Consider the following 24,526-nt stretch of genomic DNA (forward strand, 5'->3'; position numbering starts at 1 on the left):
ATCGCCGCCGTCAGCGACGTCTTGCCATGATCGACGTGGCCAATCGTGCCAATGTTCACATGAGGCTTGTTACGCTCGAATTTACCTTTTGCCATGTGATGTCTCCAATCTGCTCGCCCGTACGGGCCTTGAATTAAGTTACCGATGCAACCCGTTCAGGTTACGCGTATTTCTTCTGGACTTCCTGGGCGACCGCAGTCGGCACAGGCTCATAGTGATCGAACTGCATCGTGTAGGCCGCGCGGCCCTGGCTCATCGAGCGCAGGTTGTCGACGTACTTGAACATGTTGGCCAGCGGCACCATCGCGTTGATGACGACAGCCACGCCACGCGCTTCCTGGCCCTGGATCTGGCCGCGACGGCCGTTCAGGTCGCCGATGACGCTGCCGACATAGTCTTCCGGCGTCACGACTTCGACCTTCATGATCGGCTCGAGCAGCTGCACGCCAAGCTTGGGTGCGGCTTCACGGAAACAGGCGCGGCCGGCGATTTCGAAGGCCAGGACGCTGGAGTCAACATCATGGTAAGCGCCGTCGATAAGCGTCGCCTTGACGCCGATCATCGGGAACCCCGCGAACGGACCCGACGACATGACGCTGTTGATGCCCTTTTCGACACCCGGGATGTATTCCTTGGGAACCGCACCGCCGACGATCTTGGTCTCGAACTCGAACTCCGAGCTTTCCGGGTTCGGTTCGAACACGATCTTGACGCGGGCGAACTGACCGGTACCGCCGGTCTGCTTCTTGTGGGTGTAGTCCTGCTCGTGCCTGCGGGTGATGGTCTCGCGGTAAGCCACCTGCGGCGCGCCGACATTGGCCTCGACCTTGAACTCGCGACGCATGCGGTCGACGATGATGTCGAGGTGAAGCTCGCCCATGCCCGAAATGATGGTCTGGCCGCTTTCCTCGTCGGTCTTGACGCGGAAGGACGGATCCTCGGCGGCCAGGCGGTGAAGGGCGAGGCCCATCTTTTCCTGGTCGTTCTTGGTCTTCGGCTCGATGGCGATCTGGATGACCGGATCGGGGAATTCCATGCGCTCGAGGATGACCGGGTGCAGCGGATCGCTGAGCGTGTCGCCGGTGGTCGTGTCCTTGAGGCCAGCCAGAGCGACGATGTCGCCGGCAAAGGCTTCTTCGACGTCGGCGCGCGAATTCGCATGCATCTGCAGCATGCGGCCGATGCGCTCTTTCTTGCCCTTGACGGTGTTGTCGACCGAGATGCCCTTGGTCAGCTTGCCCGAATAGATGCGGGCAAAGGTCAGCGAGCCGACGAACGGGTCGTTCATGATCTTGAAGGCCAGCATCGACAGCGGCTCGTTGTCGTCGGCATGACGCTCGATCTCGGCGTCGGTCTTGGCGTCGACGCCCTTGATGGCGGGAACATCGGCCGGCGACGGCAGGTATTCGACGACGGCGTCGAGCAGCGGCTGCACGCCCTTGTTCTTGAAGGCCGAGCCACAGAACATCGGGTAGAACTTGACCGCGATGGTGCCCTTGCGGATCAGCGCGCGGATCTCGTCATTCGACGGCATCTTGCCTTCGAGGTAATTCTCGAGTGCCGTCTCGTCCATTTCGACAGCGGCTTCGATCATCTTCTCGCGGTATTCTTCGGCGCGAGCCTGCAGGTCGGCCGGGATCTCGACGACGTCCCAGGCAGCGCCCAGCGTCTCGTCGCGCCAGACCAGCGCGTTCATCTCGACGAGATCGACGACACCCTTGAACTCGGTCTCAGCGCCGATCGGCAGCTGCATGACGACGGCATGCGCACCAAGACGCGAGCCGATCATCTCGACCGAGCGGTAGAAGTCGGCGCCGATCTTGTCCATCTTGTTGCAGAAGATCATCCGCGGAACTTTATACTTGTCGGCCTGGCGCCAGACAGTCTCGGTCTGCGGCTCGACACCGGCATTGGCATCGAGCAGCGCAATGGCGCCGTCGAGCACGCGCAGCGAACGCTCGACTTCGATGGTGAAGTCGACGTGTCCGGGAGTGTCGATGATGTTGAAGCGGTACATCTTGCCGCTGCGACCCTTCCAGAAGGTCGTGGTGGCGGCGGACGTGATGGTGATGCCGCGCTCCTGCTCCTGCTCCATCCAATCCATGGTGGCAGCGCCGTCGTGGACTTCGCCGATCTTGTGCGACTTGCCCGTGTAATAGAGGACGCGCTCGGTGGTCGTCGTCTTGCCGGCGTCAATATGCGCCATGATACCGAAATTGCGGTAGTCTTCGATTTTGTATTCGCGGGCCATCGTGGATGCCTTCTCAGTCTCGTTCGCGCTTTACCAGCGGTAGTGCGCGAAAGCGCGGTTGGCTTCTGCCATCTTGTGGGTGTCTTCACGCTTCTTCACGGCGGTGCCGCGGTTATTGGCCGCGTCCATCAGCTCGCCGGAGAGGCGGTCGACCATGGTGGTCTCGTTGCGGTTGCGCGCAGCTGCAATCAGCCAGCGGATCGCCAGGGCCTGGCGGCGCTCGGGGCGCACATCGACCGGAACCTGGTAGGTGGCGCCGCCGACGCGGCGCGACCGGACTTCCACATGCGGCGCGACATTGTCGAGCGCCTGATGGAAGACGGTGACCGGCTCCTGCTTGGTCTTCGACTGAACCTGGTCGAGCGCACCGTAGACGATGGTCTCGGCAACCGACTTCTTGCCGTCATACATGACGGCGTTCATGAACTTGGTGACGATCAGATCGCCGAACTTCGGGTCCGGATTGATCTCACGCTTTTCTGCACTGTGACGACGCGACATGGCTTTTGTCTCTCAATCTCGTAGCCCGACGCATTCAAGCAGCGCCAGGGCCGGAAAATCTTACTTCGGACGCCCCTTACTTCGGACGCTTGGCGCCGTACTTCGAACGGCGCTGCTTGCGGTTCTTCACGCCCTGCGTGTCGAGCACGCCGCGGATGATGTGGTAGCGCACGCCCGGAAGATCCTTGACGCGGCCGCCGCGGATCATGACCACGGAGTGTTCCTGAAGGTTGTGGCCTTCGCCGGGGATGTAGCCGATCACTTCAAAGCCGTTGGTCAGGCGGATCTTGGCCACCTTGCGCAGTGCCGAGTTCGGCTTCTTCGGCGTCGTTGTATAGACGCGCGTGCAGACGCCCCGCTTCTGCGGGTTCTGCTGCATGGCCGGGACCTTGTTGCGCTTCACCGGCGCAATGCGCGGCTTGCGGATCAGCTGGTTGACGGTAGGCATTAAACCCTCTTGTCTCTCAATTCCGTGTCTCGCCCGGTCAGGGCCGCTCAAAGCGCCAATTCCATACGCAAATTCGGGCCATAAACCGCGCCTCGCGGTCCTGCCCGAACAAAATGCAGAGGAAGCGGGAACCGCTTCATGCGCGCCGGAAATGTCTTTTCGCTCGTAAAACGAACCCTGTTTGAGGCAAACTCCAAAGCGTGTCGCTTCGGAAGGGAGAGCCTCACATCGGTTCTGACTGGGCGGCTTCTACTCGCAAGACCGTGAACCGTCAACCCCGGCACGCCAAATATTGCGCGCTGACGACGGCTTGGCAGCCATGCGAAAAACGCATGTAATTTTCTTTCTTCGTTTTACAAGGCAGAGGAAGAAAGTGACCGGGGCAGACAAGAAAGTGACCGGCTTTTGGCTGTCATGCGCGGGTTCTTCATGGCAAAAGGCGCCATGGACAGCCCAAAACCCCTCGCCCGCCCCCGTCTCAAGAGGAATCAGCCCGTGAACGACAATGAGGAACGCCCGGTCACCATCGTCACCGGCCGGGTCTGGAAAAAGAAGGGCGGCAAGCCGGAAGGCGTCCATGTGATGCTGGTCGCGCCCGACGACGATTCGGCCGTGCGCCGGGTGCTCGAATCGCTTGCGGCCGAAGGCTATGCCGAGGTCGAGCTCGACCAGATCGGCGATATGGACGGCGAACCCGACGAGGAGCCGCATCTGTCAGCCTTTCAGGGTGCGCTCGAAGGCGAAGTGTCGATCGTTACGTTCGAGGTTCCGCTCTGAGCGTGGCCGGCTGCTTGCGCCTGTCACCGCGCCGGCTTGCCCGGCACCGGTTCTCTGCTAAGAACCGAGCGACTTAACCAGCCAAATTCGAATCCGCGGAGTTCCCATGCCCTCGAACAATGGTCCCATCAAGCTCGGCATCGTCGGCGTCGGCAAGATCGTGCGCGACCAGCATCTGCCGGCAGTGGCCAAGGATGCGGACTACCGCCTAATCGCCGCCGCCAGCCGGCACGGCAAGGTGGACGGCATCCCGAATTTACCGACCATCGAGGCGATGATCGACGCGGTGCCCGACCTCGAGGCCGTCTCGCTGTGCATGCCGCCGCAGTTCCGCTACGACGCGGCACGCACGGCGCTGATGGCGAAGAAGCACGTTTTCCTGGAGAAGCCGCCGGGCGCCACCGTCAGCGAGGTCGAGGACCTGAAGCGGCTGGCGGCAGCCAACGGCGTCTCACTGTTCGCCAGCTGGCATTCGCGCTACGCGCCGGCAGTGGAGGCCGCGCGCGCCTTCCTGGCGTCGGCCAGGGTCAACTCGGCTGCTATCGTCTGGAAGGAAGACGTCCGCCGCTGGCACCCAAACCAGGACTGGATCTGGGCGGCCGGCGGTTTCGGCGTCTTCGATCCCGGCATCAACGCACTGTCGATCGCCACCCACATCCTGCCGGCGATGTTCATCACCTCGGCCGTCCTCGACTTTCCGGAAAACCGCGCCTCGCCGGTGGCGGCCCACGTGACCTTCCGCACCTCCGACGGATTGCCGGTGACCATGGAGCTCGACTGGCTGCAGACTGGACCACAGAGCTGGGACATCCTGGCCGACACCGACAAGGGCAAGATGGTGTTGTCGGGCGGCGGCACCAGGCTCGCCATCGACGGAAAGGTGGTTCACGACGAGCCGGAAGCCGAATATCCCCAGCTTTACCGGCGCTTCGCTGAAATCGTACGCGCCGGCGTCTCCGATGTCGATTTGGCACCCCTGCAGCACGTGGCCGACGCCTTCATGCTCGGCAAGCGCAATGTGGTGGAAGCGTTCTTCGATTGAGCGATGAGTTCTGCCGGACCGCAGTCCGGACACTCATCATGCAGCCTTACTCGACGATCGCAATCGCAAACCCGTCATAGCCTTTGGCGCCGACGGTCTGGATGGCGGTGCCGTCCAGGCGCTTGTCGCCGCCGATGAAGGAAAACGCACCGCGTGCGCCTTCGACATACGCGTCACGGCCATCGTCGTTGAGCACGGTGCCGTCGCGGATGACGTTGTCGCAGATGATGACCGTCCCCGGCCGCGACAGGCGCATGGCCCATGACAGATAATTCGGATTGTTCGGCTTGTCGGCGTCGATGAAGATCAGATCGAACGGAGCGGCATTTTCGGCAGCCAGCGTCTCAAGCGACTGAAGCGCGGGGCCGATCCTGAGCTCGACCTTGTCCGACACCCCACCCCGCTCGAGATTCGAGTGCGCGACTTTTGCATGATGCGGCTCGAGTTCGAGCGTCACGATCTTGCCGCCGACGGGCAATCCCCTTGCCATCCAGATGGTCGAGTAGCCGCCAAGCGTGCCGATCTCCAGCACCTTCCTGGCGCCGCTGATGCGGACCAGCAGCGACAGCAGCTTGCCCTGCGCCGGCGATACGTCGATGGCCGGCAGGCCCTGGTCGCGGTTGGCCGCAAGCACCGCTTCGAGGACGGGATCCACCTCGAAGAGAGAGGAAACGATGTAGTCGTCGACGTCAGTCCAAACCTTCTTGCTCATGTTTTCCTCGATTCGATTAGGGGTCAAAACGCGAAAAGGGGCCACTGGGGCCCCCTTCCTTCTTCTCGTCCTGCCGCGCTTACTGCGCGGCGTTGACCATGTCGGTCAGCATCGGCTCGGCGACCTCGACACCGGAGGCCTTGCGGCGCTCGTCGATGATCAGTTCGTCGCGCGAGGTGGCGATGCGCCGGATCTGGCTCATCGTGCCGCCGGTACCGGCCGGGATCAGCCGGCCGACGATGACGTTTTCCTTCAGGCCCTGCAGCATGTCGGTCTTGCCGGCAACCGCAGCTTCGGTCAGCACCCTGGTCGTCTCCTGGAAGGAGGCGGCCGAGATGAAGGACGGCGTCTGCAGCGAGGCCTTGGTGATGCCCAGCAGCACCGGCTGGCCTTCGGCCGGCTTCTTGCCGTCCTCGACCAGGCGCTCGTTGACCTCTTCCAGTTCGATCACGTCGACGTGGTCGCCCGGAATGTAGGTCGAGTCGCCCTGCACCGTGATCTCGACCTTCTGCAGCATCTGGCGAACGATCACCTCGATGTGCTTGTCATTGATCGACACGCCCTGCAGACGGTAGACTTCCTGGATTTCGTTCACGAGGTAGGAAGCAAGTGCTTCCACGCCCTTGATCGCCAGGATGTCGTGCGGCGCCGGATTGCCGTCGAGGATGTAGTCGCCCTTCTCGATGACGTCGCCGTCCTGGAGATGGAACGGCTTGCCCTTCGGGATCAGGTATTCGACCGGCTCAAGCGTCGAGTCATGCGGCTCGATGATGATGCGGCGCTTGTTCTTGTAGTCGCGGCCGAAGCGGATCGTGCCATCGATCTCGGCGATGATGGCGTGATCCTTCGGACGACGTGCCTCGAACAGTTCGGCAACACGCGGCAGACCACCGGTGATATCCTTGGTCTTGGCGCTTTCCATCGGGATACGCGCCAAAACGTCGCCGGGACGAACCTGCGAACCCGGCTCGACCGAAAGAATGGCCTCGACCGAGAGCAGGAAGCGGGCGTCGCCGCCCTTCGACAGCTTGCCGACCTTGCCCTTGGGGTCAAGGATCGCGATCGCCGGCTTGAGGTCGTTGCCGCGTGGCGTCGAGCGCCAGTCGATGACCTCGCGCTTGGTGATGCCGGTCGATTCGTCGGCCGTTTCCTGAACGGAAATGCCGTCGACCAGATCCTCGTACGACACCTTGCCCTCGATTTCGGTGAGGACGGGGCGGGTATAGGGATCCCATTCGGCGATACGCTGGCCGCGCTTCACCTTGTCGCCATCGTCCACGAAGATGCGCGAACCATAGGTAAGGCGATGCGAGGCACGCTCCTTGCCGGCTTCGTCGAGGATCAGCACCGCCATGTTGCGGCCCATGACCATCTGCTGGCCGTCCGAGTTGCGCACCACGTTGCGGTTGCGGATCTCGACCTTGCCCTCATACGAGGCTTCAAGGAACGAGCTGTCCACCACCTGCGCCGTACCGCCCATGTGGAAGGTACGCATGGTGAGCTGGGTCCCCGGCTCGCCGATCGACTGCGCCGCGATGACGCCGACGGCTTCGCCCTGGTTGACCGGGGTGCCGCGGGCAAGATCGCGTCCGTAGCAGACCGCACAGACGCCGATCCTGACCTCGCAGGTCAGTGCCGAGCGAATGCGGACCGACTGCACGCCGGCCTTTTCGATCTTTTCCACGTCACGTTCGTCCATCAGCGTTCCGGCCTTGACCAGAACCTCACCCGAAACCGGATGCGTGATGTCGTCGAGCGAGGTGCGGCCCAGCACGCGCTGGCCGACCGAAGCGACGACCTGACCGGCATCGACGATCGGCTGCATGGTGAGGCCCTTGTCGGTGCCGCAATCCACGGAGTTGACGATGCAGTCCTGCGCCACGTCGACCAGACGACGGGTGAGGTAGCCCGAGTTCGCCGTCTTCAAGGCGGTGTCGGCCAGACCCTTGCGGGCGCCGTGGGTCGAGTTGAAGTACTCGAGCACGGTCAGGCCTTCCTTGAAGTTCGAGATGATCGGCGTCTCGATGATTTCACCCGAGGGCTTTGCCATCAGGCCGCGCATGCCGGCGAGCTGACGCATCTGGGTGGGCGAACCACGCGCACCCGAATGCGACATCATGTAGATCGAGTTCATCGGCTTTTGACGGCCACTGTCCTCGAACTCGACGGCCTTGATGCGGGCCATCATCTCGTCGGCGACCTTTTCCGAGCACTTCGCCCAGGCGTCGACGACCTTGTTGTACTTCTCGCCCTGCGTGATCAGGCCGTCATTGTACTGCTGCTCGTATTCCTTGGCCAAAGCCTCGGTGTCGGAAACCAGCTTGATCTTGGCGTCCGGGATCAGCATGTCGTCCTTGCCGAACGAAATGCCGGCGCGGCAGGCGTGGCTGAAGCCGAGGGCCATGATGCGGTCGCAGAAAATGACCGTCTCCTTCTGACCGCAGTGGCGGTAGACGGTGTCGATCATCTTGGAGATGTTCTTCTTGGTCATCTCCTGGTTGGCCGTCTCGTAAGGCACATTGACGTTCTTCGGCAGCAGCTCGCCGATGATCATGCGGCCAGGCGTGGTGTCGTAGATTTTCGACACGACCTTGCCTTCGGCGTCGACCGTGCGGAAACGACCCTTGATCTTGGAGTGCAGCGTCACCGCCTTGGTCTCGAGCGCGTGCTGGAGTTCGCCCATGTCGGCAAACACCATGCCTTCGCCCGGCTCGTTCTGATTGACGATCGAGAGATAGTAGAGACCCAGGACCATGTCCTGCGAAGGCACGATGATCGGCGCGCCGGAAGCCGGGTGCAGGATGTTGTTGGTCGACATCATCAGCACGCGGGCTTCAAGCTGCGCTTCCAACGAGAGCGGCACGTGAACGGCCATCTGGTCGCCGTCGAAGTCGGCGTTGAAGGCCGTGCAGACCAGCGGATGCAGCTGGATCGCCTTGCCTTCGATCAGGATCGGCTCGAACGCCTGGATGCCAAGGCGGTGCAGCGTCGGCGCACGGTTCAACAGCACCGGATGCTCGCGGATGACCTCGTCGAGGATATCCCAGACTTCCGGACGCTCCTTCTCGACCAGCTTCTTGGCCTGCTTGACGGTCGAGGAGAACCCCTTGGCGTCGAGGCGGGCGTAGATGAACGGCTTGAACAGTTCGAGCGCCATCTTCTTCGGCAGGCCGCACTGGTGCAGCTTGAGCTCCGGACCGGTGACGATGACCGAACGGCCCGAATAGTCGACGCGCTTGCCGAGCAGGTTCTGGCGGAACCGGCCCTGCTTGCCCTTCAACATGTCGGACAGCGACTTCAGCGGACGCTTGTTGGCGCCGGTGATGACGCGGCCGCGACGGCCGTTGTCGAACAGCGCATCGACGGCTTCCTGCAGCATGCGCTTTTCATTGCGCACGATGATGCCGGGGGCGCGCAGCTCGATCAGCCGCTTCAGACGGTTGTTGCGGTTGATGACGCGGCGATAGAGATCGTTCAGGTCGGACGTCGCGAAACGTCCACCATCCAGAGGAACCAGCGGGCGCAGGTCCGGCGGGATCACCGGAACCACCTTCATGATCATCCATTCCGGACGGTTGCCGGACTCCATGAAGTTCTCGACGACCTTGAGCCGCTTCAGATACTTCTTCTGCTTCAGCTCGGACGTGGTCGAAGCCAGTTCCGAACGCAGGTCGCCGGCGATCTTCTCCAGGTCCATGCCGGCCAGAAGGTCATGAATGGCCTCGGCACCGATCATGGCGGTGAACGAATCCTCGCCATATTCGTCGACGGCGATCATGTACTCTTCCTCGCTGAGCAGCTGGTGCTCCTTCAGCGCGGTGAGGCCAGGCTCGGTGACGATGTAGTTCTCGAAGTAGAGGACGCGCTCGATGTCCTTCAGCGTCATGTCGAGCAGTGTGCCGATGCGCGACGGCAGCGACTTCAGGAACCAGATGTGAGCGACAGGTGCCGCCAGCTCGATGTGGCCCATGCGTTCGCGGCGAACGCGCGACAGCGTGACTTCGACGCCGCACTTTTCGCAGATGACGCCCTTGTACTTCATGCGCTTGTACTTGCCGCACAGGCATTCATAGTCCTTGATCGGGCCAAAAATGCGCGCGCAGAACAGACCGTCACGCTCCGGCTTGAAGGTGCGGTAGTTGATGGTCTCCGGCTTCTTGATCTCGCCGAACGACCAGGACAGAATCTTCTCAGGGCTGGCGAGCGATATCCGGATGGAATCGAACACCTGCGCCGGCGCCTGCGGATTGAAGAGATTCATGACCTCTTGGTTCATGCCGTTCTCCTTTTCGGGGTCCTCGAAAACCCCTTGCATCTAACGCGGGCCAAATGCCCGCTGAGTGGTCGGCCCACTGGCCGTAGAATTTGTTGCATCCGGTCGCGGCGTTCCGCGACCGGATGTCTTGCTTACTCGGCCGCGCCCCTATTCGGCAGCATCTGGCAGCCGGACAGGGTTGTCGTCGAGCTTGGTATTCTCCAGCTCGACATTGAGGCCGAGAGACCGCATTTCCTTGACGAGCACGTTGAAGCTCTCGGGAATGCCGGCCTCGAACGTGTCGTCGCCGCGCACGATCGCCTCGTAGACCTTGGTGCGGCCGGCGACATCGTCCGACTTCACCGTCAGCATTTCCTGCAGCGTGTAGGCGGCGCCATAGGCTTCCAGCGCCCAGACCTCCATTTCGCCGAAGCGCTGGCCACCGAACTGCGCCTTGCCGCCCAGCGGCTGCTGGGTAACGAGCGAGTACGGACCGATCGAACGCGCGTGGATCTTGTCGTCCACCAGGTGGTGAAGCTTGAGCATATAGATATAGCCCATCGTCACCTTGCGATCGAACGGCTCGCCGGTGCGTCCGTCATAGAGCTGCGACTGACCGCTGGTGTGCAGGCCCGCCTGCTCCAGCATGATGTTGATGTCGACTTCATGCGCGCCGTCGAACACCGGTGTCGCGATAGAGACGCCGCGGCGCATCTGCTCGCTGAGGCGAACGATGCTCTCGTCGTCATATTCGCGGACCGGCTCGTTGCGGTCGTTGGCTGGGATGAAGCTCTCAAGCGTCTTGCGCAACGGCTTGATGTCTCCAGCCGTCTTGTACGCGTCGATCAGCTCGCCGATCTTCTTGCCCATGCCCGCGCATGCCCAGCCCAGATGCGTTTCCAGGATCTGGCCGACATTCATGCGGCTCGGCACACCCAGCGGGTTGAGCACGATATCGGCATGCGTGCCGTCCTCGAGGAAAGGCATGTCCTCGACCGGAACGATGCGCGACACGACACCCTTGTTGCCGTGACGTCCGGCCATCTTGTCGCCCGGCTGCATCTTGCGCTTCACGGCCACGAAGACCTTGACCATCTTCATGACGCCAGGAGGCATTTCGTCGCCGCGCTGGACCTTCTCGACCTTGTCCATGAAGCGCTGCTCGAGCGCCTTCTTGGAATCGTCGTACTGGCCACGCAGGGCTTCCAGTTCGCTCTGGAGCTTTTCGTTCTCCACCGCAAACTGCCACCACTGCGAACGCGGATACTCGTCCAGCGTGTCCTTCGACAGCTTCGAGCCCTTCTTGAAGCCCTTCGGCCCGGCAATCGCTTCCTTGCCGACGAGAACGTCGGAAAGGCGCGAATAGACGTTGCGGTCGAGGATCGCCTGCTCGTCGTCGCGGTCCTTGGCGAGGCGTTCGATCTCCTCGCGTTCGATCGCCATGGCGCGCTCGTCCTTCTCGACGCCGTGGCGGTTGAAGACGCGCACTTCGACGACGGTGCCGAAGGTGCCCGGAGGCATGCGCATCGAGGTGTCGCGAACGTCGGACGCCTTTTCACCGAAGATGGCGCGCAGGAGCTTTTCTTCCGGCGTCATCGGGCTTTCGCCCTTCGGCGTGATCTTGCCGACCAGGATGTCGCCCGGCTGCACTTCCGCGCCGATATAGACGATGCCGGCTTCGTCGAGGTTCTTCAGCGCTTCTTCCGAAACGTTCGGAATGTCGCGTGTGATTTCCTCCGGTCCAAGCTTGGTGTCGCGGGCCATGACCTCGAATTCCTCGATGTGGATCGAGGTGAAGACGTCGTCGGCCACGATGCGCTCGGAGAGCAGGATCGAGTCCTCGTAGTTGTAGCCGTTCCACGGCATGAACGCGACCAGCACGTTGCGGCCGAGCGCCAGATCGCCGAGCTCGGTCGACGGACCGTCGGCGATGATGTCGCCCTTGTTGACGCGGTCGCCCATGCGCACCAGCGGACGCTGGTTGATGCAGGTGTTCTGGTTCGAACGCTGGAACTTCATCAGCCGGTAGATGTCGACGCCCGACTTGCCGGGATCGAGATCTTCCGTGGCGCGGATGACGATACGCGTCGCGTCCACCTGGTCGACGATGCCGCCGCGGCGGGCGCCGATGGCGGCGCCCGAGTCACGGGCAACGATCGGCTCCATGCCGGTGCCTACGAACGGCGCTTCGGCGCGCACCAGCGGCACGGCCTGACGCTGCATGTTGGAGCCCATCAGCGCGCGGTTGGCGTCGTCGTTCTCGAGGAACGGGATCAGCGCCGCGGCCACGGACACCATCTGCTTGGGCGACACGTCCATCAGATCGACGTTTTCGCGCGGCGCCATCATCACTTCGCCGGCGCTGCGGCAAATGACGAATTCGTCGACGAAACCACCATTCTTGTCGAGCTCGGCATTGGCCTGCGCGACGTGGTGCTTGGACTCTTCCATAGCGGAGAGATAGACGACCTCATTGGTCAGCTTGCCGTTGACGATCTTGCGGTACGGGCTTTCGATGAAGCCGTACTTGTTGACGCGCGCGAAGGTCGCCAGCGAGTTGATCAGACCGATGTTCGGGCCTTCCGGCGTCTCGATCGGGCAGATGCGGCCGTAATGCGTCGGGTGCACGTCGCGCACTTCGAAGCCGGCGCGCTCGCGGGTCAGACCGCCCGGGCCAAGTGCCGACAGGCGGCGCTTGTGGGTGATCTCCGACAGCGGGTTGGTCTGATCCATGAACTGCGACAGCTGCGAGGAACCGAAGAACTCGCGCACGGCGGCAGCCGCCGGCTTGGCGTTGATCAGGTCCTGCGGCATCACCGTATCGATCTCGATCGAGGACATACGTTCCTTGATCGCGCGCTCCATGCGCAGCAGGCCGACGCGGTATTGGTTCTCCATCAGCTCGCCGACAGAACGCACGCGGCGGTTGCCGAGATTGTCGATGTCGTCGATCTCGCCCTTGCCGTCGCGCAGCTCGACCAGCGTCTTGACCACGGCCAGGATGTCGTCCTTGCGCAGCACACGCACGGTATCCTCAGCCTTGAGCTCGAGGCGCATGTTCATCTTGACGCGGCCGACGGCCGACAGGTCGTAGCGCTCCGAGTCGAAGAACAGCGAGTTGAACATGGCTTCGGCGGTTTCAAGCGTCGGCGGCTCGCCCGGGCGCATGACACGGTAGATGTCGAACAGTGCGTCCTGGCGGCTCTCGTTCTTGTCGACGTTGAGCGTATTGCGGATGTAGGCGCCGACATTGACGTGGTCGATGTCGAGAACCTTGATCTCGCTTTCGCCCGTGCCGAGCAGCACCTTCAGCGTCTTTTCGTCGATCTCGTCGCCGGCTTCGAGGAAAATCTCGCCGGTGCCGTAGTTGACGATGTCCTCGGCCAGGTAGTTGCCGAGCAGATCCTCGTCGGTCGCCTTGATCGCCTTCAGACCCTTTTCGCCAAGCGCCCTTGCCTGGCGGGCGGTGATCTTCTTGCCGGCCTCGACGACAACTTCGCCGGTGTCGGCATCGACGAGGTCGCCAACGGCCTTCAGGCCGCGGAAACGCTCGACGTTGAACGGGATGCGCCAGTGGTCGCCGGCGCGCTTGTAGGTGATCTTGTTGTAGAAGGTCGACAGGATTTCTTCGCCGTCCATGCCGAGCGCCATCAAGAGCGACGTCACCGGAATCTTGCGGCGGCGGTCGATACGGGCGTGCACGACGTCCTTGGAATCGAACTCGATGTCGAGCCACGAACCGCGATAGGGAATGACGCGCGCCGCAAACAAAAGCTTGCCCGAGGAGTGCGACTTGCCCTTGTCATGGTCGAAGAAGACGCCCGGCGAACGGTGCATCTGCGAGACGATGACGCGCTCCGTGCCATTGACGATGAAGGTGCCGTTGAGCGTCATGAGCGGCATGTCGCCCATATAGACGTCCTGCTCCTTGATGTCCTTGATCGACTTTGCGCCGGTATCCTCGTCGATATCGAACACGATGAGGCGCAGCGTCACCTTGAGTGGCGCGGCATAGGTCAGGTCGCGCTGACGGCATTCGTCAACGTCGAATTTCGGTCCTTCGAACTCGTACTTCACGAACTCCAGCATCGAGGAGCCGGAGAAATCGGAGATCGGGAAAACCGACTTGAAAACGGCCTGCAGTCCCTCGTCCGGACGCCCACCCTTGGGCTCCGCCACCATTAGGAACTGGTCATAGGATGCTTTTTGAACCTCGATCAAGTTCGGCATCTCCGCAACTTCCGGAATCTTTCCGAAGAACTTGCGTACGCGTCTGCGGCCATTGAAAGTCTGGGTCTGGGCCATCGTCGCTCCTTAGCTATAAACTCGGGGCGAGCCTCGCCGCGGCTCACCTTGCATGCGCGGCCACCTCGGCGGCGGCCCCTGATCTGTTTCCCGCCGCCTGGCGGCAACGGCTAAAACGGGAGAAAACCCGTTTCCTGAAGGCCGGTTTCGGCCCTCAGGAAAGAGGTTCTCGTACATCTCGCGCTACGCATCCTCCCCTCTGATGAAGGGAGTGGCGGACGGCGCGAGGCCGCCCGCCGCTTTTACGCTTACTTCAGGTCGACTTTGGCGCCGGCTGCTTCCAGCTGGGCCTTGAACTTCTCAGCGTCAGCCTTGGAAACGGCTTCCTTGACCGGCTTCGGAGCTGCTTCGACCAGATCCTTGGCTTCCTTGAGGCCCAGGCCGGTGATGGCGCGGACTTCCTTGATGACGTTGATCTTCTGAGCGCCTGCCTCGGTGAGGACGACGTCGAATTCCGTCTTTTCCTCAGCCGGAGCAGCAGCAGCGGCAGCGCCGCCGGCAGCGGCAACCGCCACCGGAGCAGCAGCCGAAACGCCCCACTTTTCTTCCAGAAGCTTCGACAGCTCGGCCGCCTCGAGGACGGTCAGCTTCGAAAGGTCGTCTACGATCTTTGCCAGATCAGCCATTGTTGTATTCCTTCATCAGGTTCGAACGTGTGTTTGTGATAGCGAGGAACGGCCTCATGCCGCCTCGTCCTTCCGGGCGTAAGCGCCGATGACGCGCGCGACCGAAGCCGCTGGCGCATTGACGATCTGGGCGATCCGGGTTGCCGGCGTGGCGATCATGCCAACCAGCCTGGCGCGCAGCTCATCGAGCGACGGAAGTGTGGCGAGTGCCTTCACACCGTCGGCGTTGAGCGAGGTGGTGCCCATTGCGCCGCCGAGAATGACCAACTTGTCATTTCCCTTGGCGAAATCGGACGCGACCTTCGGCGCCGCAATCGGATCCTCCGAATAAGCGATCAGCGTCTGTCCCTTGAACAGGTCGATGATCGATGCGGAGTCCGTGCCCTGAAGAGCGATTTTGGCGAGACGGTTCTTCGCGACTTTGACGGTGCCACCGGCAGCGCGCATTTTCGACCGAAGGTCGTTCATTTGCGCGACGGTGATACCGGCGTAGTGGGCCACGACGACTGAACCAGCGCCTGCAAAAGCACCATTCAGGCCCGTGACGAGTTCGCGTTTTTCCGCTCTGTCCACTGCCTATCTCCAGTTGACCCCTGCCCCGCTAGTGGGACAGGCGTCGGGTTGCCTTTTTGCCGGCCGGGCCATCCATTACAGATCTCCCGAACGACGCTCGAGGATCCTGCCCCCTTTCGCCACATCGACGGCAAGCCGGAGATGCGCAGACAAAAGGCAAACACGGTTCGAACCTTTCATTGGAGCTTGTCGCTCCGTTGTCCGGTTTTCACCCGTCTCATGCAGGCCCAATTCAATTAAGGCTTCTGGGCCGCCTGCAATCTCGGACAGGATGTCCGGAAGCCTCTCGACTTCCGGTACCGGGCCGCCGACAAGTCGGAGGCCCGGAATTCACTTGCGGATCAGCGCCTTGGCAGCCGATCCAGATGTTCGTATCAAGACGCTGCGAGCGTCGAGACGTCGAGCTTGAGGCCCGGGCCCATCGTCGAGGTGACCGACACCTTCTTGACGTAGTTGCCCTTGGCGCCAGCCGGCTTTGCCTTGGTCACGGCATCGGCGAAGGCGCGGACGTTTTCTTCCAGCGCCTTGACGTCGAACGAGACCTTGCCGACGCCGGCATGAACGATGCCGGCCTTCTCGACGCGGAACTCGACAGCGCCGCCCTTCGATGCCTTGACGGCGGCGGCGACGTCGGTGGTGACGGTGCCGACCTTCGGGTTCGGCATCATGCCGCGCGGGCCCAGCACCTTGCCCAGACGGCCGACCAGCGGCATCATGTCCGGCGTGGCGATGCAGCGATCGAAGTCGATCGTGCCCTTCTGGACGATGTCGACCAGATCCTCGGCACCGACGATGTCGGCGCCGGCGGCGCGAGCCTCATCGGCCTTGCCGCCACGTGCGAACACGGCGACGCGGACCGAGCGGCCGGTGCCGTTCGGCAGGTTGACCACGCCGCGGACCATCTGGTCGGCATGGCGCGGGTCGACGCCGAGGTTCATCGCCACTTCGATGGTCTCGTCGAACTTCACCGTCGAACGGTCCTTGAGCAGCTTCAGCGCCTCACCAAGGGCATAGGCCTTGTTGGGGTCGATGCCGTCACGGGACTTCGATACACGCTTTGCAATCTTTGCCATGATCTCAGCCCACCACTTCCAGACCCATCGAGCGGGCGGAGCCCTCGACCATGCGCATGGCCGCCTCGACGTCGTTTGCGTTCAGATCCTTCATCTTCTGTTCGGCGATGGCGCGCACCTTGTCGCGGCCGATCGTGCCGGCCTTGATCTTGCCCGGCTCTTTCGAACCTGACGTCAAGTTCGCCGCCTTTTTCAGGAAGTAGCTCACCGGCGGCGTCTTCATGACGAAGGTGAAGGACTTGTCCTGGTAATAGGTGATGACGACCGGGATCGGCGATCCCTTTTCCATTTCCTGGGTCTGCGCGTTGAACGCCTTGCAGAATTCCATGATGTTGATGCCGCGCTGGCCAAGTGCCGGGCCGATCGGCGGAGACGGCGTAGCCGATCCCGCTTTGACCTGGAGCTTGAGCTGGCCTGCAATTTTCTTAGCCATCTCTTTCCTGCCTTTATCTCATGCCGGCCCCAGTATCGGGAACACCGGCGGTTGCAGTCTGGTGGTGCGGTCCGCGCGGCCGGCTAAAGCCGCATTCGCCTCCCACCCGTTCATGGCCGCGCGCTTTCCGCGCCGCCTCCCCTTGCCGGCGAACCGGCGCAGGGTTTTCGGATCAGCCCTTTTCGACCTGTCCGAATTCCAGATCGACCGGCACGGCGCGCCCGAAGATCGAAACTTCCACCTTGAGCCGCGCCCGCTCCTCGTCCACTTCCTGGACGAAACCGTTGAACGAGGCGAACGGACCATCCGAAACGCGGATCGCCTCGCCGATCTCGAAAGTGACCGAGGGCTTCGGCCGCTCGACGCCTTCCTGAACCTGGTTCAGGATGCGCTGCGCCTCGGCTTCGGTGATCGGCACCGGCTTGGAGTCACCGAGGAAGCCGGTGACCTTCGGCGTGTTCTTGACCAGCGAGAACACCGCATCGGTCAGATTGGCCTTGAGCAGCACATAGCCCGGAAAGAACTTGCGCTCGGCATCGACCTTGCGGCCGCGGCGGATTTCGACGACCTTCTCGGTCGGCACCACGATCTGCTCGATATCGGCGGACAGGCCCTTCTGCTTGGCCTTGTTCTCAATGTCCTCGGCGACCTTCTTTTCGAAGTTCGAATAGGCGTGGACGATGTACCAGCGCGCGGTCATTTCAAGACTTCTCCGTAATCGCCGGACTTAATGGCCGAGGCTCAGTAACCGCTCGATCGCGTAGCCCATGGCCACGTCGGCGGTGAAGAAAAAGATCATCGCGATGACCGCGAATACGAGCACCATCACCGTCGAGATCATCGTCTCCCGGCGCGACGGCCAAGTCACCTTGGCGGTCTCCGCGCGGACCTGCTGGAGAAAGACGAAAGGATTTGTGGTTTTCGAAGCCATATGCCGCTCTGTCTTCAAGACCCGTTGGCCGGGTCTCCTGGATGATCCCGCTGGCCGGGACGTGCCGCCTGGGTTCAAGTCGGCACCGAATCAGCGCCATTTCGCCCATGCAAATCGGACGCGTAAAGCCGGCTTCCCAGCTCCACGCGTCGCGTGTCTGTTGTGTCTACATAAAACCGATTCTTGATCCACGCAAGTGGCAAGTGTCCGCTTTATGACCAAACGCCGCCTCGGAACCATCCAGTCGTCCCGTCCCGGCTATCGGGGCCTTATGCCTCAGTTCACCCAATATGGCAAGCCGCCTGCCGTTTTTCAATGCCAGACCCTAATTCCGGAGGGTGCATCCGGAAGATCAGGCACGTGATTACAAGTTCCAGGAAATGGCGTTGGGGACGAACCTGCGACCTGCTGTTTTGGAAACCAAATGAAGCGCACGCAAGATTGGAATCCAGCTGCCCATGCCGAGGCAGCTGGATCTACCCAGGGTTAGCTCAGGCGCAGGCGAGTTCGACTCCGGCCACTGCGCCGATTCCGCGTGGCGGGCGTGGGCGCGGCGCGATCACTGCCGGGCACGGGGGCGGGTCGTCGTCATCGTCGGGGCCGAAAGAACGGCCACGACGCCGCCAAGCCTTGAGACCGCTGCGGCGCGTGGAGGGTCGCCAAGGCAGCACCCGGCCTGAAGTCTCTTTCCCCAGCGTGGGTTTCTCATCCAGAGCCTTCAACGCCCTCAGAATCTGGTCGACAGGGATTACCGTGCCGTTGTCCAGGCGGCGCAAGGCAGGCTGGTTTTCCACCGCGCAGGCATCGGACGCCCACGAGGAAAGCAGTGCCCGCTTTTCTCCACGGCTGAGGCGTGGATGGTTGATGACGTCGTCTGGATTGTCGAGCAGGCACAAAGAAGTTTCAATTTTGCCCGAGCGTGCCGCAGAAAGTGTCGGTGTCTCGTAGAAGTTGTCCATCTCCATTCTCCGCAATCTGGGCCTCCCGGCCGAAGCCGGGAGGCGGACCGCAGGGATAACTGAATCGATACGATCAGGCCGCTTTGCGGGTGCGTTCCGTATCCTGGGCGATCTGCTTGCCGCCCACCTGGGCGTCGCCGGCCCCGATGCTGATGCGGCGCGGCTTCAGCTCTTCGGGAATCTCACGGACGATGTCGATGGTCAGGAGACCGTTCTCAAGGTTTGCTGCCTTGATCTTCATGTGGTCGGCAAGTTTAAACGTCTGCCTGAAAGTGCGGTAGGCGATGCCCTGGTGCAGCAGCTGGCGTCCGCTCTGGTCATCAGCCTTCTGGCCTACCACGACCAGTTCGGGTCCATGCTGGGTCAGCTCAACCTCATCCTGGCTGAAGCCTGCGATGGCCATCGAGATACGGTAATCGTTCTCGTCGACCTTCTCGATGTTATAGGGCGGCCAGTCCGGACGCGTGCCGCTGTCGAGCATGTCGAAAAGACGGTCAAAACCGACGGTGCTGCGATAGAGAGTATCAAAGGTTCTCATAGCCACATCCTCCTTGAAGCAACATGGGTACAAGGGCGCCGCCCAGCAGCGCCGCCTTTTGTCAAGCCAATCGGCCTCGGCGGGAAACGAATTAGGAAGGGCTGAAAACCGGTTCAAGAGCCCTATTCAAAAAAATTCCAGAAGCCAGGCCAGCATCCCGCTTCCAATAATTCGCAGCCGCTGAAAAGCAGCTGGCGGCAGCAAAATAGGCCTATTCTGAATTGTGAACGCAAATGGCAATTGGCTCGCCAATGGCAGTTGAATCAAGGAAATCGGTTCGTGGAAATACGCCGACTTCGGCATTGCGCATCAGCGCTCTCGCTCTGCGCATGCCTTCGGAACGTCGCTCGTCGAGTACGCGGCTTCAGCCCAACCAAACGAGGAGCCAAAACAAGGCGTTTCTAAAATGCCGGATTCCAACGAGGAAAATGGCACGGGCAGCAGGGCTCGAACCTACGACCTGCGGTTTTGGAGACCGCCGCTCTACCAACTGAGCTATGCCCGTACGCGCGTTTCAGCGCAGGCGCTTCCTAAAAGCTTCCGGGCGCGCTGTAAAGAGTTGTCTGACGCGCTTTCAGATCCTTTGCCAAAATCCGAATAGGTGATGACCAGCCCGTCCCTGCCTATCTCGATTTTTCGCCTGCCTGAAGCCGCATGCCGGCGCTCAGCCCCCGGCCGGCGGCTTGTACGGCCCGCCCGGCACGCCCCAGCCCCAGGCCGGCATCGGTTCGGTCTGCGGGTCGCAGGTCTCGCCGAGGGTGGAATTCATCTTGGCAAGCCGTGACCCCCATTCGACATAGCCCATGAAGGCGGAACGGAATTCGGGATCGTCCGGCAGCCCGACCGCATCGGCGGCATCGGCAAGCAGGCTGATCCAGCGGCGGCGCTGTTCCTCCGTCAGATGCTTGCCCAAGTGATGCATGACCATCTCGCGATGGCCGCCATGCTGTTCGCTGTAGGTCTTGGGTCCGCCAAAAACCTCGCCGATGAAGGCCGCGACATGCGCGGGATGATCCGGCGACATGTGTTTGAACACTGGGCCGACCACCGGGTCGCGCGACACCTTGTCGTAAAAGGTTTCCGTCAGCCAGTTGAGGGCTTCGATGCCGCCGGCCCATTCGTAGAGTGTCGGGATGTCCTGGCTCATTGTCGATCCTCCGCCAGCCCGGCGCCGGCACGACGATAGCGGAAATCGCGCCCTGCTCAACCTGCCTCGATGGCGAGTGTGAACCCGCCGCGCTACAATTTGGCCGGCGCTTCGGCCTGGGCGTTGGGCGACGGCGCCACGCGGCAGTTCTCAGCTTTCGGCACCGACTTGCAGATGCCGGGACCCGTCAGCGCATCCACCGACTGGGGCCCGGTCGTCAGCCCGACCTCCAGCATCATATCAGGGTCGAGCTCACGCTCGGCGAAACGGTCCTGAAGCGCTGTGAACAGACGGGGGCTGATCGCCATCTCATTCAGATACGTCTTCACCAATTGCTTCTGTCCCATCAGGTAGAAGCTGAGTCGCGCCTGGGGGCCGACAAACCGTCTGGCGCCACCGGCCAGCATGAGCGCGCAGGCCGAATCGCAGTCGGCTCCGGCGTCGAAGCTCAGCCCGGCATAGATGCCGTCCTCGACCGGGTCACCGATATCGGTGCGGCCAACGGCGACGTCGAGCTTCTTTTCATGGATGATCCGTCCGGTCGCCAGAGCGCTGAACAAGTCTCCGCCTCGTGAGCTGATCACCACGGGCAGCCGCCGGTTGCCAAGCGTGTCGAGTAATTGGCGCAATTTTTGCGGTGTCTGAGGCGTGATCGCGCCTTGCGCAGAAATCCATTGCGGACACTGCGGCGTGCAATGCTGGTCGCTGCCGCGGACCACGACAAAGCTCATATCCACACGAGCCGCTGCGGGGTCCGGCAAAGGCTTTGTGACAGCGGCGGGCTTGGCTGCCACATTCGCGAGCTTGACTGCGACCGTCGTGGCAGCGACCGGCGGCGTCGGCTTGCCTGCCGGTCCAGGCACTTCCCGGCAGTTCGGAGCCGGCGGGTCGAACATGCACAAACTTGCTCTGGTAAACAGCTCAAGAGTGTCCGTGCTGGTCGCCAGTTTCATCGTCAGCATATCGTGGAGGCCGATCTGCCTGATGTCGCTCGCCGGCGTCGCCTTCATCAAGTCCAGCACGCCCTGCCCGATACCCATCTCTCGGAGATAGGCCGAGATCTTTCTCGCGTACCCCTTGCTCATCTCATAGGTCTTGTAGCTTTCACCTTGAGTGACCGTTTGCGTGGTGACCCGATATTTTTTGCCCCGTTTGACGCGATATGTGGTCCGGTAGTGCGTTGTGGAGGGGAACCAGGTGGTGGTGATCTGATGAACACCCAGATAGTTCCAGCCGCCGGCGACGCGCCGGACGCCTCCGGCAAACATTAGCGGACAGGCGGAATTGCAGCTGGCACCGTCAGACGCTCTGCCGAAAAAAGCCGTGCCCTTGCCGTAGTCGGCGCCACAACCCTCTGTCCCGGGCCAACAATCGGGAAACTCGGTCTTGCCGATGGCGATATCGAGCTTGTTTTTGCGGATTATCCGGCCAAGCTGGAGCGCGGCTTCGACATTGCCACCGAAGGAATTGACGATGATGGGCAGTTTGTGGCTGCCAAGCTTCTTCAAGGTGCGCTTGAGCAGGGCTGGCGTCCCGGCTGCGATGTCGCCTTCGGCGGAGATCCACTCCGGACAATTGGGCTCGCAGCCCGGTGCGTTGCTGCGCGCGACGACAAACTTCATCTCCGAGCGATCCTCGGACCATATCGTCGGATCATTCGTCGGATAGGGCACTCCCTGCAGAGGGAGCAATGTCTGCCATGTCCCGGGGGCGGCATCCTCGGCCTTCGCGGCGAAGGCAGCCATCGCCATCGCGGCCACCGTCGCCAGCCGAACCAGCCCGCGCCGCCACCTTGCAGCATTGTCTGAACGGTGTCCCCAAACCACGCCCGGCAAACCCCTCAATGCAATCCATAATAGTTGCGGCGACGGTGCTTGCAATAGCTTTGAACCAACCGTGCAATACTTGTGCCGCGCAACGCCGGAAACAAAAAGGCAGCCCCAAAGACCGCCCTCTCCTGGTCGATCCGGCTGACGCCGGCTCGACTATTTCTCGATGGTGATGACGACGCCGGCACGACGGTGCGGCCGCCTTCACGGAAGGCGAAGCAAGGCTTCTCTTCCATGACGATAGGCGCGATCAGCCATTGGACGACGGCACCACGCGGCAATTCTCAGGTTTCGGCGCCGATCTGCAGATGCTGGAACCCGTCAGCGCATCCACCGACTGGCGCCCGGTCGTCAGGCCAACCTTCAGCATCATGTCGGGTTCGAGCTGGCGCTCGACCGAACTGCCCTGGAGCGCCCTGAACAAAGCGGGGCTGATCGCCATCTCGTCGAGGTAGGACTTGACCGCCTGCTTCTGCCCCATCAGATAGAGGCTGAGCCGCGCCTGGGTACCGACAAGCCGCCTGGCGCCACCGGCCAGCATGAGCGCGCAGGCCGAATCGCAGTCGCCGTCGCCATCGACGCTCAGCCCGGCATAGGCGCCTTCCCTGGCCAGGCAATTCCACTCTGCCGGGTCGCAGCCGACGAAATCGGTGCGGGCAACGGCAACGTCGAGCTTCTTTTCATGGATGATCCGGCCCGCCGCCAGGGCGCCGGAGAGGTCGCCGCCTCGCGAGCTGATCACCACCGGCAGCCGCCGGTTGCCAAGCGTGGCGAGCAATTGGCTGAGTTTCTGCGGCGTCTGGGGCGTAATCGCGCCTTGCGCTGCAATCCATTCCGGGCAGTCGGGATTGCAGAGCGGGTTGCTGCCGCGAACCACGACAAAGCGCATGCCGTCATCGTGCGGCGCGCTCTCCGGCTTCACCGGCAGCGGCGCAGCCTTTGCCACGTCCGGCAGGCCGCCGGCTGGCTTGTTCGCCGGTATTTCCCGGCAATTCGGAGCCGGAAGGTTCAGCCTGCACAGGCTTGCGCTGGTCAGCAAATCTGCAGCGTCGTCGCTGGTGACCAGCTTCATTGTCAGCATGTCGCTGAGGTCGATCTGCTGGATGTCGCTGGCCGGCGTGCTCTTCATCGTCTCGATGATGCTGAGGTCGACACCCATCTCCTTGAAATAGGCGGACAGCTTGCGCTCCACCCCCTTGCTCATCTCGTAGGTCTTGTAGCTGCCGGTGTTCTTGCGGCTGACGACCTTCTTGCTGATGACCCGCTTCTTGCCTTTCACGATCCGGTAGCGGACCTGATATTGCACGTTCATCTGCACGATCGTGGTCGTGATCTGGTGGACGCCGAGATAGGCCAGCGGCCCGACCAGGCGCCTGGTGCCGCCGGCCAGCATCATTGGACAAGCGGACGCGCAATAGCTGCCGAGCACATAGGGGCTGCCGATATAGTGCGCGCCTCTGGCGTCGTTCTCCTTGCAGTTTTTCATCCCCGGCTCGCAGCCGACGAACCAGGTCCTGCCGACCGCGATGTCGAGCTTGTTCTTGCGTATCATCCGGCCCATGGCGATGGCCGCATCGACATCGCCGCCCGGAGAGTTGATGACGATCGGCAATTTGCGGCCGCCGAGCGTTTTCAGGGCAGCCTTGAGCAGCGCCGGCGACTTGGCCGATATGGCACCCTCGGCCGATATCCATTCCGGACAGGTCGGCTCACAGCCCGCCGCGCCGCTGCGCACGACGACGAACCGCATCGGCGGATCCGGATCCGGCTCTGAATTTTTTGTCTCGGCCGCGAAGGCGGCGCTGCCCACGGCAAGCATCGACACCAGGCAGATCAGCCCCAGTGCCAACCATGGCCGACTATGCAAACGGTGCTGTGGAACCATCCGACCAAGCCCTCAACGCAATCTATACTGTAGAGGCTCACAGACTTGCAACAGAGATTGGGACCCCAAATAGGCACATCTAGCCAACGAAAAAGGGCGGCCCGAGGGCCGCCCCTATCCGTTTCGATCCGGCGATGCCGGGCTCGATTACTCTTTGATGGTGACGACGATGCCGGCACCGACGGTGCGGCCGCCTTCACGGATGGCGAAGCGCAGCTTCTCTTCCATGGCGATCGGCACG

At 62.1% G+C, this 24,526-nt stretch carries 21 protein-coding genes and 1 tRNA gene; 2 read left to right on the forward strand and 20 right to left on the reverse strand.

Annotated features, from left to right (window positions below; all coding sequences use genetic code 11):
* The 4 genes from NKI37_RS30900 to rpsL form a co-directional block, all read right to left on the reverse strand.
* The coding region (locus NKI37_RS30900) for a GTP-binding protein (RefSeq protein WP_131922527.1) at window positions 1-95 on the reverse strand (95 nt) is incomplete at its 3' end.
* A gap of 65 nt (window positions 96-160) precedes the next feature.
* Window positions 161-2,251, reverse strand: coding sequence for an elongation factor G (fusA, locus tag NKI37_RS30905; RefSeq protein ID WP_023667430.1), 2,091 nt, complete (start codon window positions 2,249-2,251; stop codon window positions 161-163).
* A 30-nt stretch (window positions 2,252-2,281) separates the two neighbouring features.
* Window positions 2,282-2,752 carry a 30S ribosomal protein S7 gene (rpsG, locus tag NKI37_RS30910; RefSeq protein ID WP_008875664.1) on the reverse strand — a complete coding sequence of 157 codons (471 nt, stop codon included), beginning with the start codon at window positions 2,750-2,752 and terminating at the stop codon, window positions 2,282-2,284.
* A gap of 76 nt (window positions 2,753-2,828) precedes the next feature.
* Window positions 2,829-3,200, reverse strand: a complete 372-nt coding sequence (gene rpsL / locus NKI37_RS30915) for a 30S ribosomal protein S12 (protein WP_006333356.1) — start codon at window positions 3,198-3,200, stop codon at window positions 2,829-2,831.
* Window positions 3,201-3,695: 495 nt separating this feature from the next.
* Here rpsL and NKI37_RS30920 point away from each other — a divergent pair, with 495 nt between their 5' ends.
* Both NKI37_RS30920 and NKI37_RS30925 read left to right on the forward strand, forming a co-directional pair.
* Window positions 3,696-3,977 (forward strand): hypothetical protein, encoded by a 282-nt coding sequence (locus tag NKI37_RS30920; protein ID WP_023686022.1) that lies wholly within the window; start codon window positions 3,696-3,698, stop codon window positions 3,975-3,977.
* Window positions 3,978-4,083: 106 nt separating this feature from the next.
* Window positions 4,084-5,019, forward strand: a complete 936-nt coding sequence (locus NKI37_RS30925) for a Gfo/Idh/MocA family protein (protein WP_023690568.1) — start codon at window positions 4,084-4,086, stop codon at window positions 5,017-5,019.
* A 46-nt stretch (window positions 5,020-5,065) separates the two neighbouring features.
* Here NKI37_RS30925 and NKI37_RS30930 read toward each other — a convergent pair whose 3' ends face one another.
* The 16 genes from NKI37_RS30930 to NKI37_RS31005 all read right to left on the reverse strand — a co-directional run.
* Window positions 5,066-5,731 carry an O-methyltransferase gene (locus NKI37_RS30930; protein ID WP_352791463.1) on the reverse strand — a complete coding sequence of 222 codons (666 nt, stop codon included), beginning with the start codon at window positions 5,729-5,731 and terminating at the stop codon, window positions 5,066-5,068.
* 79 nt (window positions 5,732-5,810) lie between these two features.
* Window positions 5,811-10,007, reverse strand: coding sequence for a DNA-directed RNA polymerase subunit beta' (gene rpoC / locus NKI37_RS30935; protein WP_023667434.1), 4,197 nt, complete (start codon window positions 10,005-10,007; stop codon window positions 5,811-5,813).
* A 147-nt stretch (window positions 10,008-10,154) separates the two neighbouring features.
* Complete coding sequence (rpoB, locus tag NKI37_RS30940; RefSeq protein WP_023686024.1) at window positions 10,155-14,291, reverse strand: DNA-directed RNA polymerase subunit beta; 4,137 nt, start codon at window positions 14,289-14,291, stop codon at window positions 10,155-10,157.
* A gap of 248 nt (window positions 14,292-14,539) precedes the next feature.
* Window positions 14,540-14,917, reverse strand: a complete 378-nt coding sequence (gene rplL, locus NKI37_RS30945) for a 50S ribosomal protein L7/L12 (protein WP_023667436.1) — start codon at window positions 14,915-14,917, stop codon at window positions 14,540-14,542.
* A 54-nt stretch (window positions 14,918-14,971) separates the two neighbouring features.
* Window positions 14,972-15,490 (reverse strand): 50S ribosomal protein L10, encoded by a 519-nt coding sequence (gene rplJ / locus NKI37_RS30950; RefSeq protein WP_023667437.1) that lies wholly within the window; start codon window positions 15,488-15,490, stop codon window positions 14,972-14,974.
* 374 nt (window positions 15,491-15,864) lie between these two features.
* Window positions 15,865-16,563, reverse strand: a complete 699-nt coding sequence (gene rplA, locus NKI37_RS30955) for a 50S ribosomal protein L1 (RefSeq protein WP_023667438.1) — start codon at window positions 16,561-16,563, stop codon at window positions 15,865-15,867.
* Between the two features lie 4 nt (window positions 16,564-16,567).
* Window positions 16,568-16,996: a 50S ribosomal protein L11 gene (gene rplK, locus NKI37_RS30960; protein WP_006333334.1), complete on the reverse strand. Its 429-nt coding sequence runs from the start codon at window positions 16,994-16,996 to the stop codon at window positions 16,568-16,570.
* Between the two features lie 172 nt (window positions 16,997-17,168).
* Window positions 17,169-17,696, reverse strand: coding sequence for a transcription termination/antitermination protein NusG (gene nusG, locus NKI37_RS30965; RefSeq protein WP_006333333.1), 528 nt, complete (start codon window positions 17,694-17,696; stop codon window positions 17,169-17,171).
* Between the two features lie 27 nt (window positions 17,697-17,723).
* On the reverse strand, window positions 17,724-17,927 hold the full coding sequence (gene secE / locus NKI37_RS30970; protein WP_023667439.1) for a preprotein translocase subunit SecE: 204 nt from the start codon (window positions 17,925-17,927) through the stop codon (window positions 17,724-17,726).
* A 491-nt stretch (window positions 17,928-18,418) separates the two neighbouring features.
* Window positions 18,419-18,886 (reverse strand): hypothetical protein, encoded by a 468-nt coding sequence (locus NKI37_RS30975; RefSeq protein WP_352597758.1) that lies wholly within the window; start codon window positions 18,884-18,886, stop codon window positions 18,419-18,421.
* Window positions 18,887-18,959: 73 nt separating this feature from the next.
* Window positions 18,960-19,424 (reverse strand): Hsp20 family protein, encoded by a 465-nt coding sequence (locus tag NKI37_RS30980; protein ID WP_286487389.1) that lies wholly within the window; start codon window positions 19,422-19,424, stop codon window positions 18,960-18,962.
* Window positions 19,425-19,853: 429 nt separating this feature from the next.
* Window positions 19,854-19,929: transfer RNA gene (locus tag NKI37_RS30985), tRNA-Trp, on the reverse strand.
* A 159-nt stretch (window positions 19,930-20,088) separates the two neighbouring features.
* On the reverse strand, window positions 20,089-20,571 hold the full coding sequence (locus NKI37_RS30990) for a group II truncated hemoglobin (RefSeq protein WP_023751339.1): 483 nt from the start codon (window positions 20,569-20,571) through the stop codon (window positions 20,089-20,091).
* A 92-nt stretch (window positions 20,572-20,663) separates the two neighbouring features.
* The gene (locus tag NKI37_RS30995) at window positions 20,664-22,322 is read right to left on the reverse strand and encodes a COG3904 family protein (protein ID WP_352791467.1); all 1,659 of its coding nucleotides are present in this window, start codon (window positions 22,320-22,322) and stop codon (window positions 20,664-20,666) included.
* Between the two features lie 328 nt (window positions 22,323-22,650).
* Window positions 22,651-24,150, reverse strand: a complete 1,500-nt coding sequence (locus NKI37_RS31000; protein ID WP_348524408.1) for a COG3904 family protein — start codon at window positions 24,148-24,150, stop codon at window positions 22,651-22,653.
* A 282-nt stretch (window positions 24,151-24,432) separates the two neighbouring features.
* Window positions 24,433-24,526, reverse strand: a 94-nt coding sequence (locus NKI37_RS31005; protein ID WP_476738618.1) for an EF-Tu C-terminal domain-related protein, incomplete at its 5' end; no start/stop codon positions are given.

This window comes from Mesorhizobium sp. M0626 (genome assembly GCF_040320665.1).
GTDB lineage: Bacteria > Pseudomonadota > Alphaproteobacteria > Rhizobiales > Rhizobiaceae > Mesorhizobium.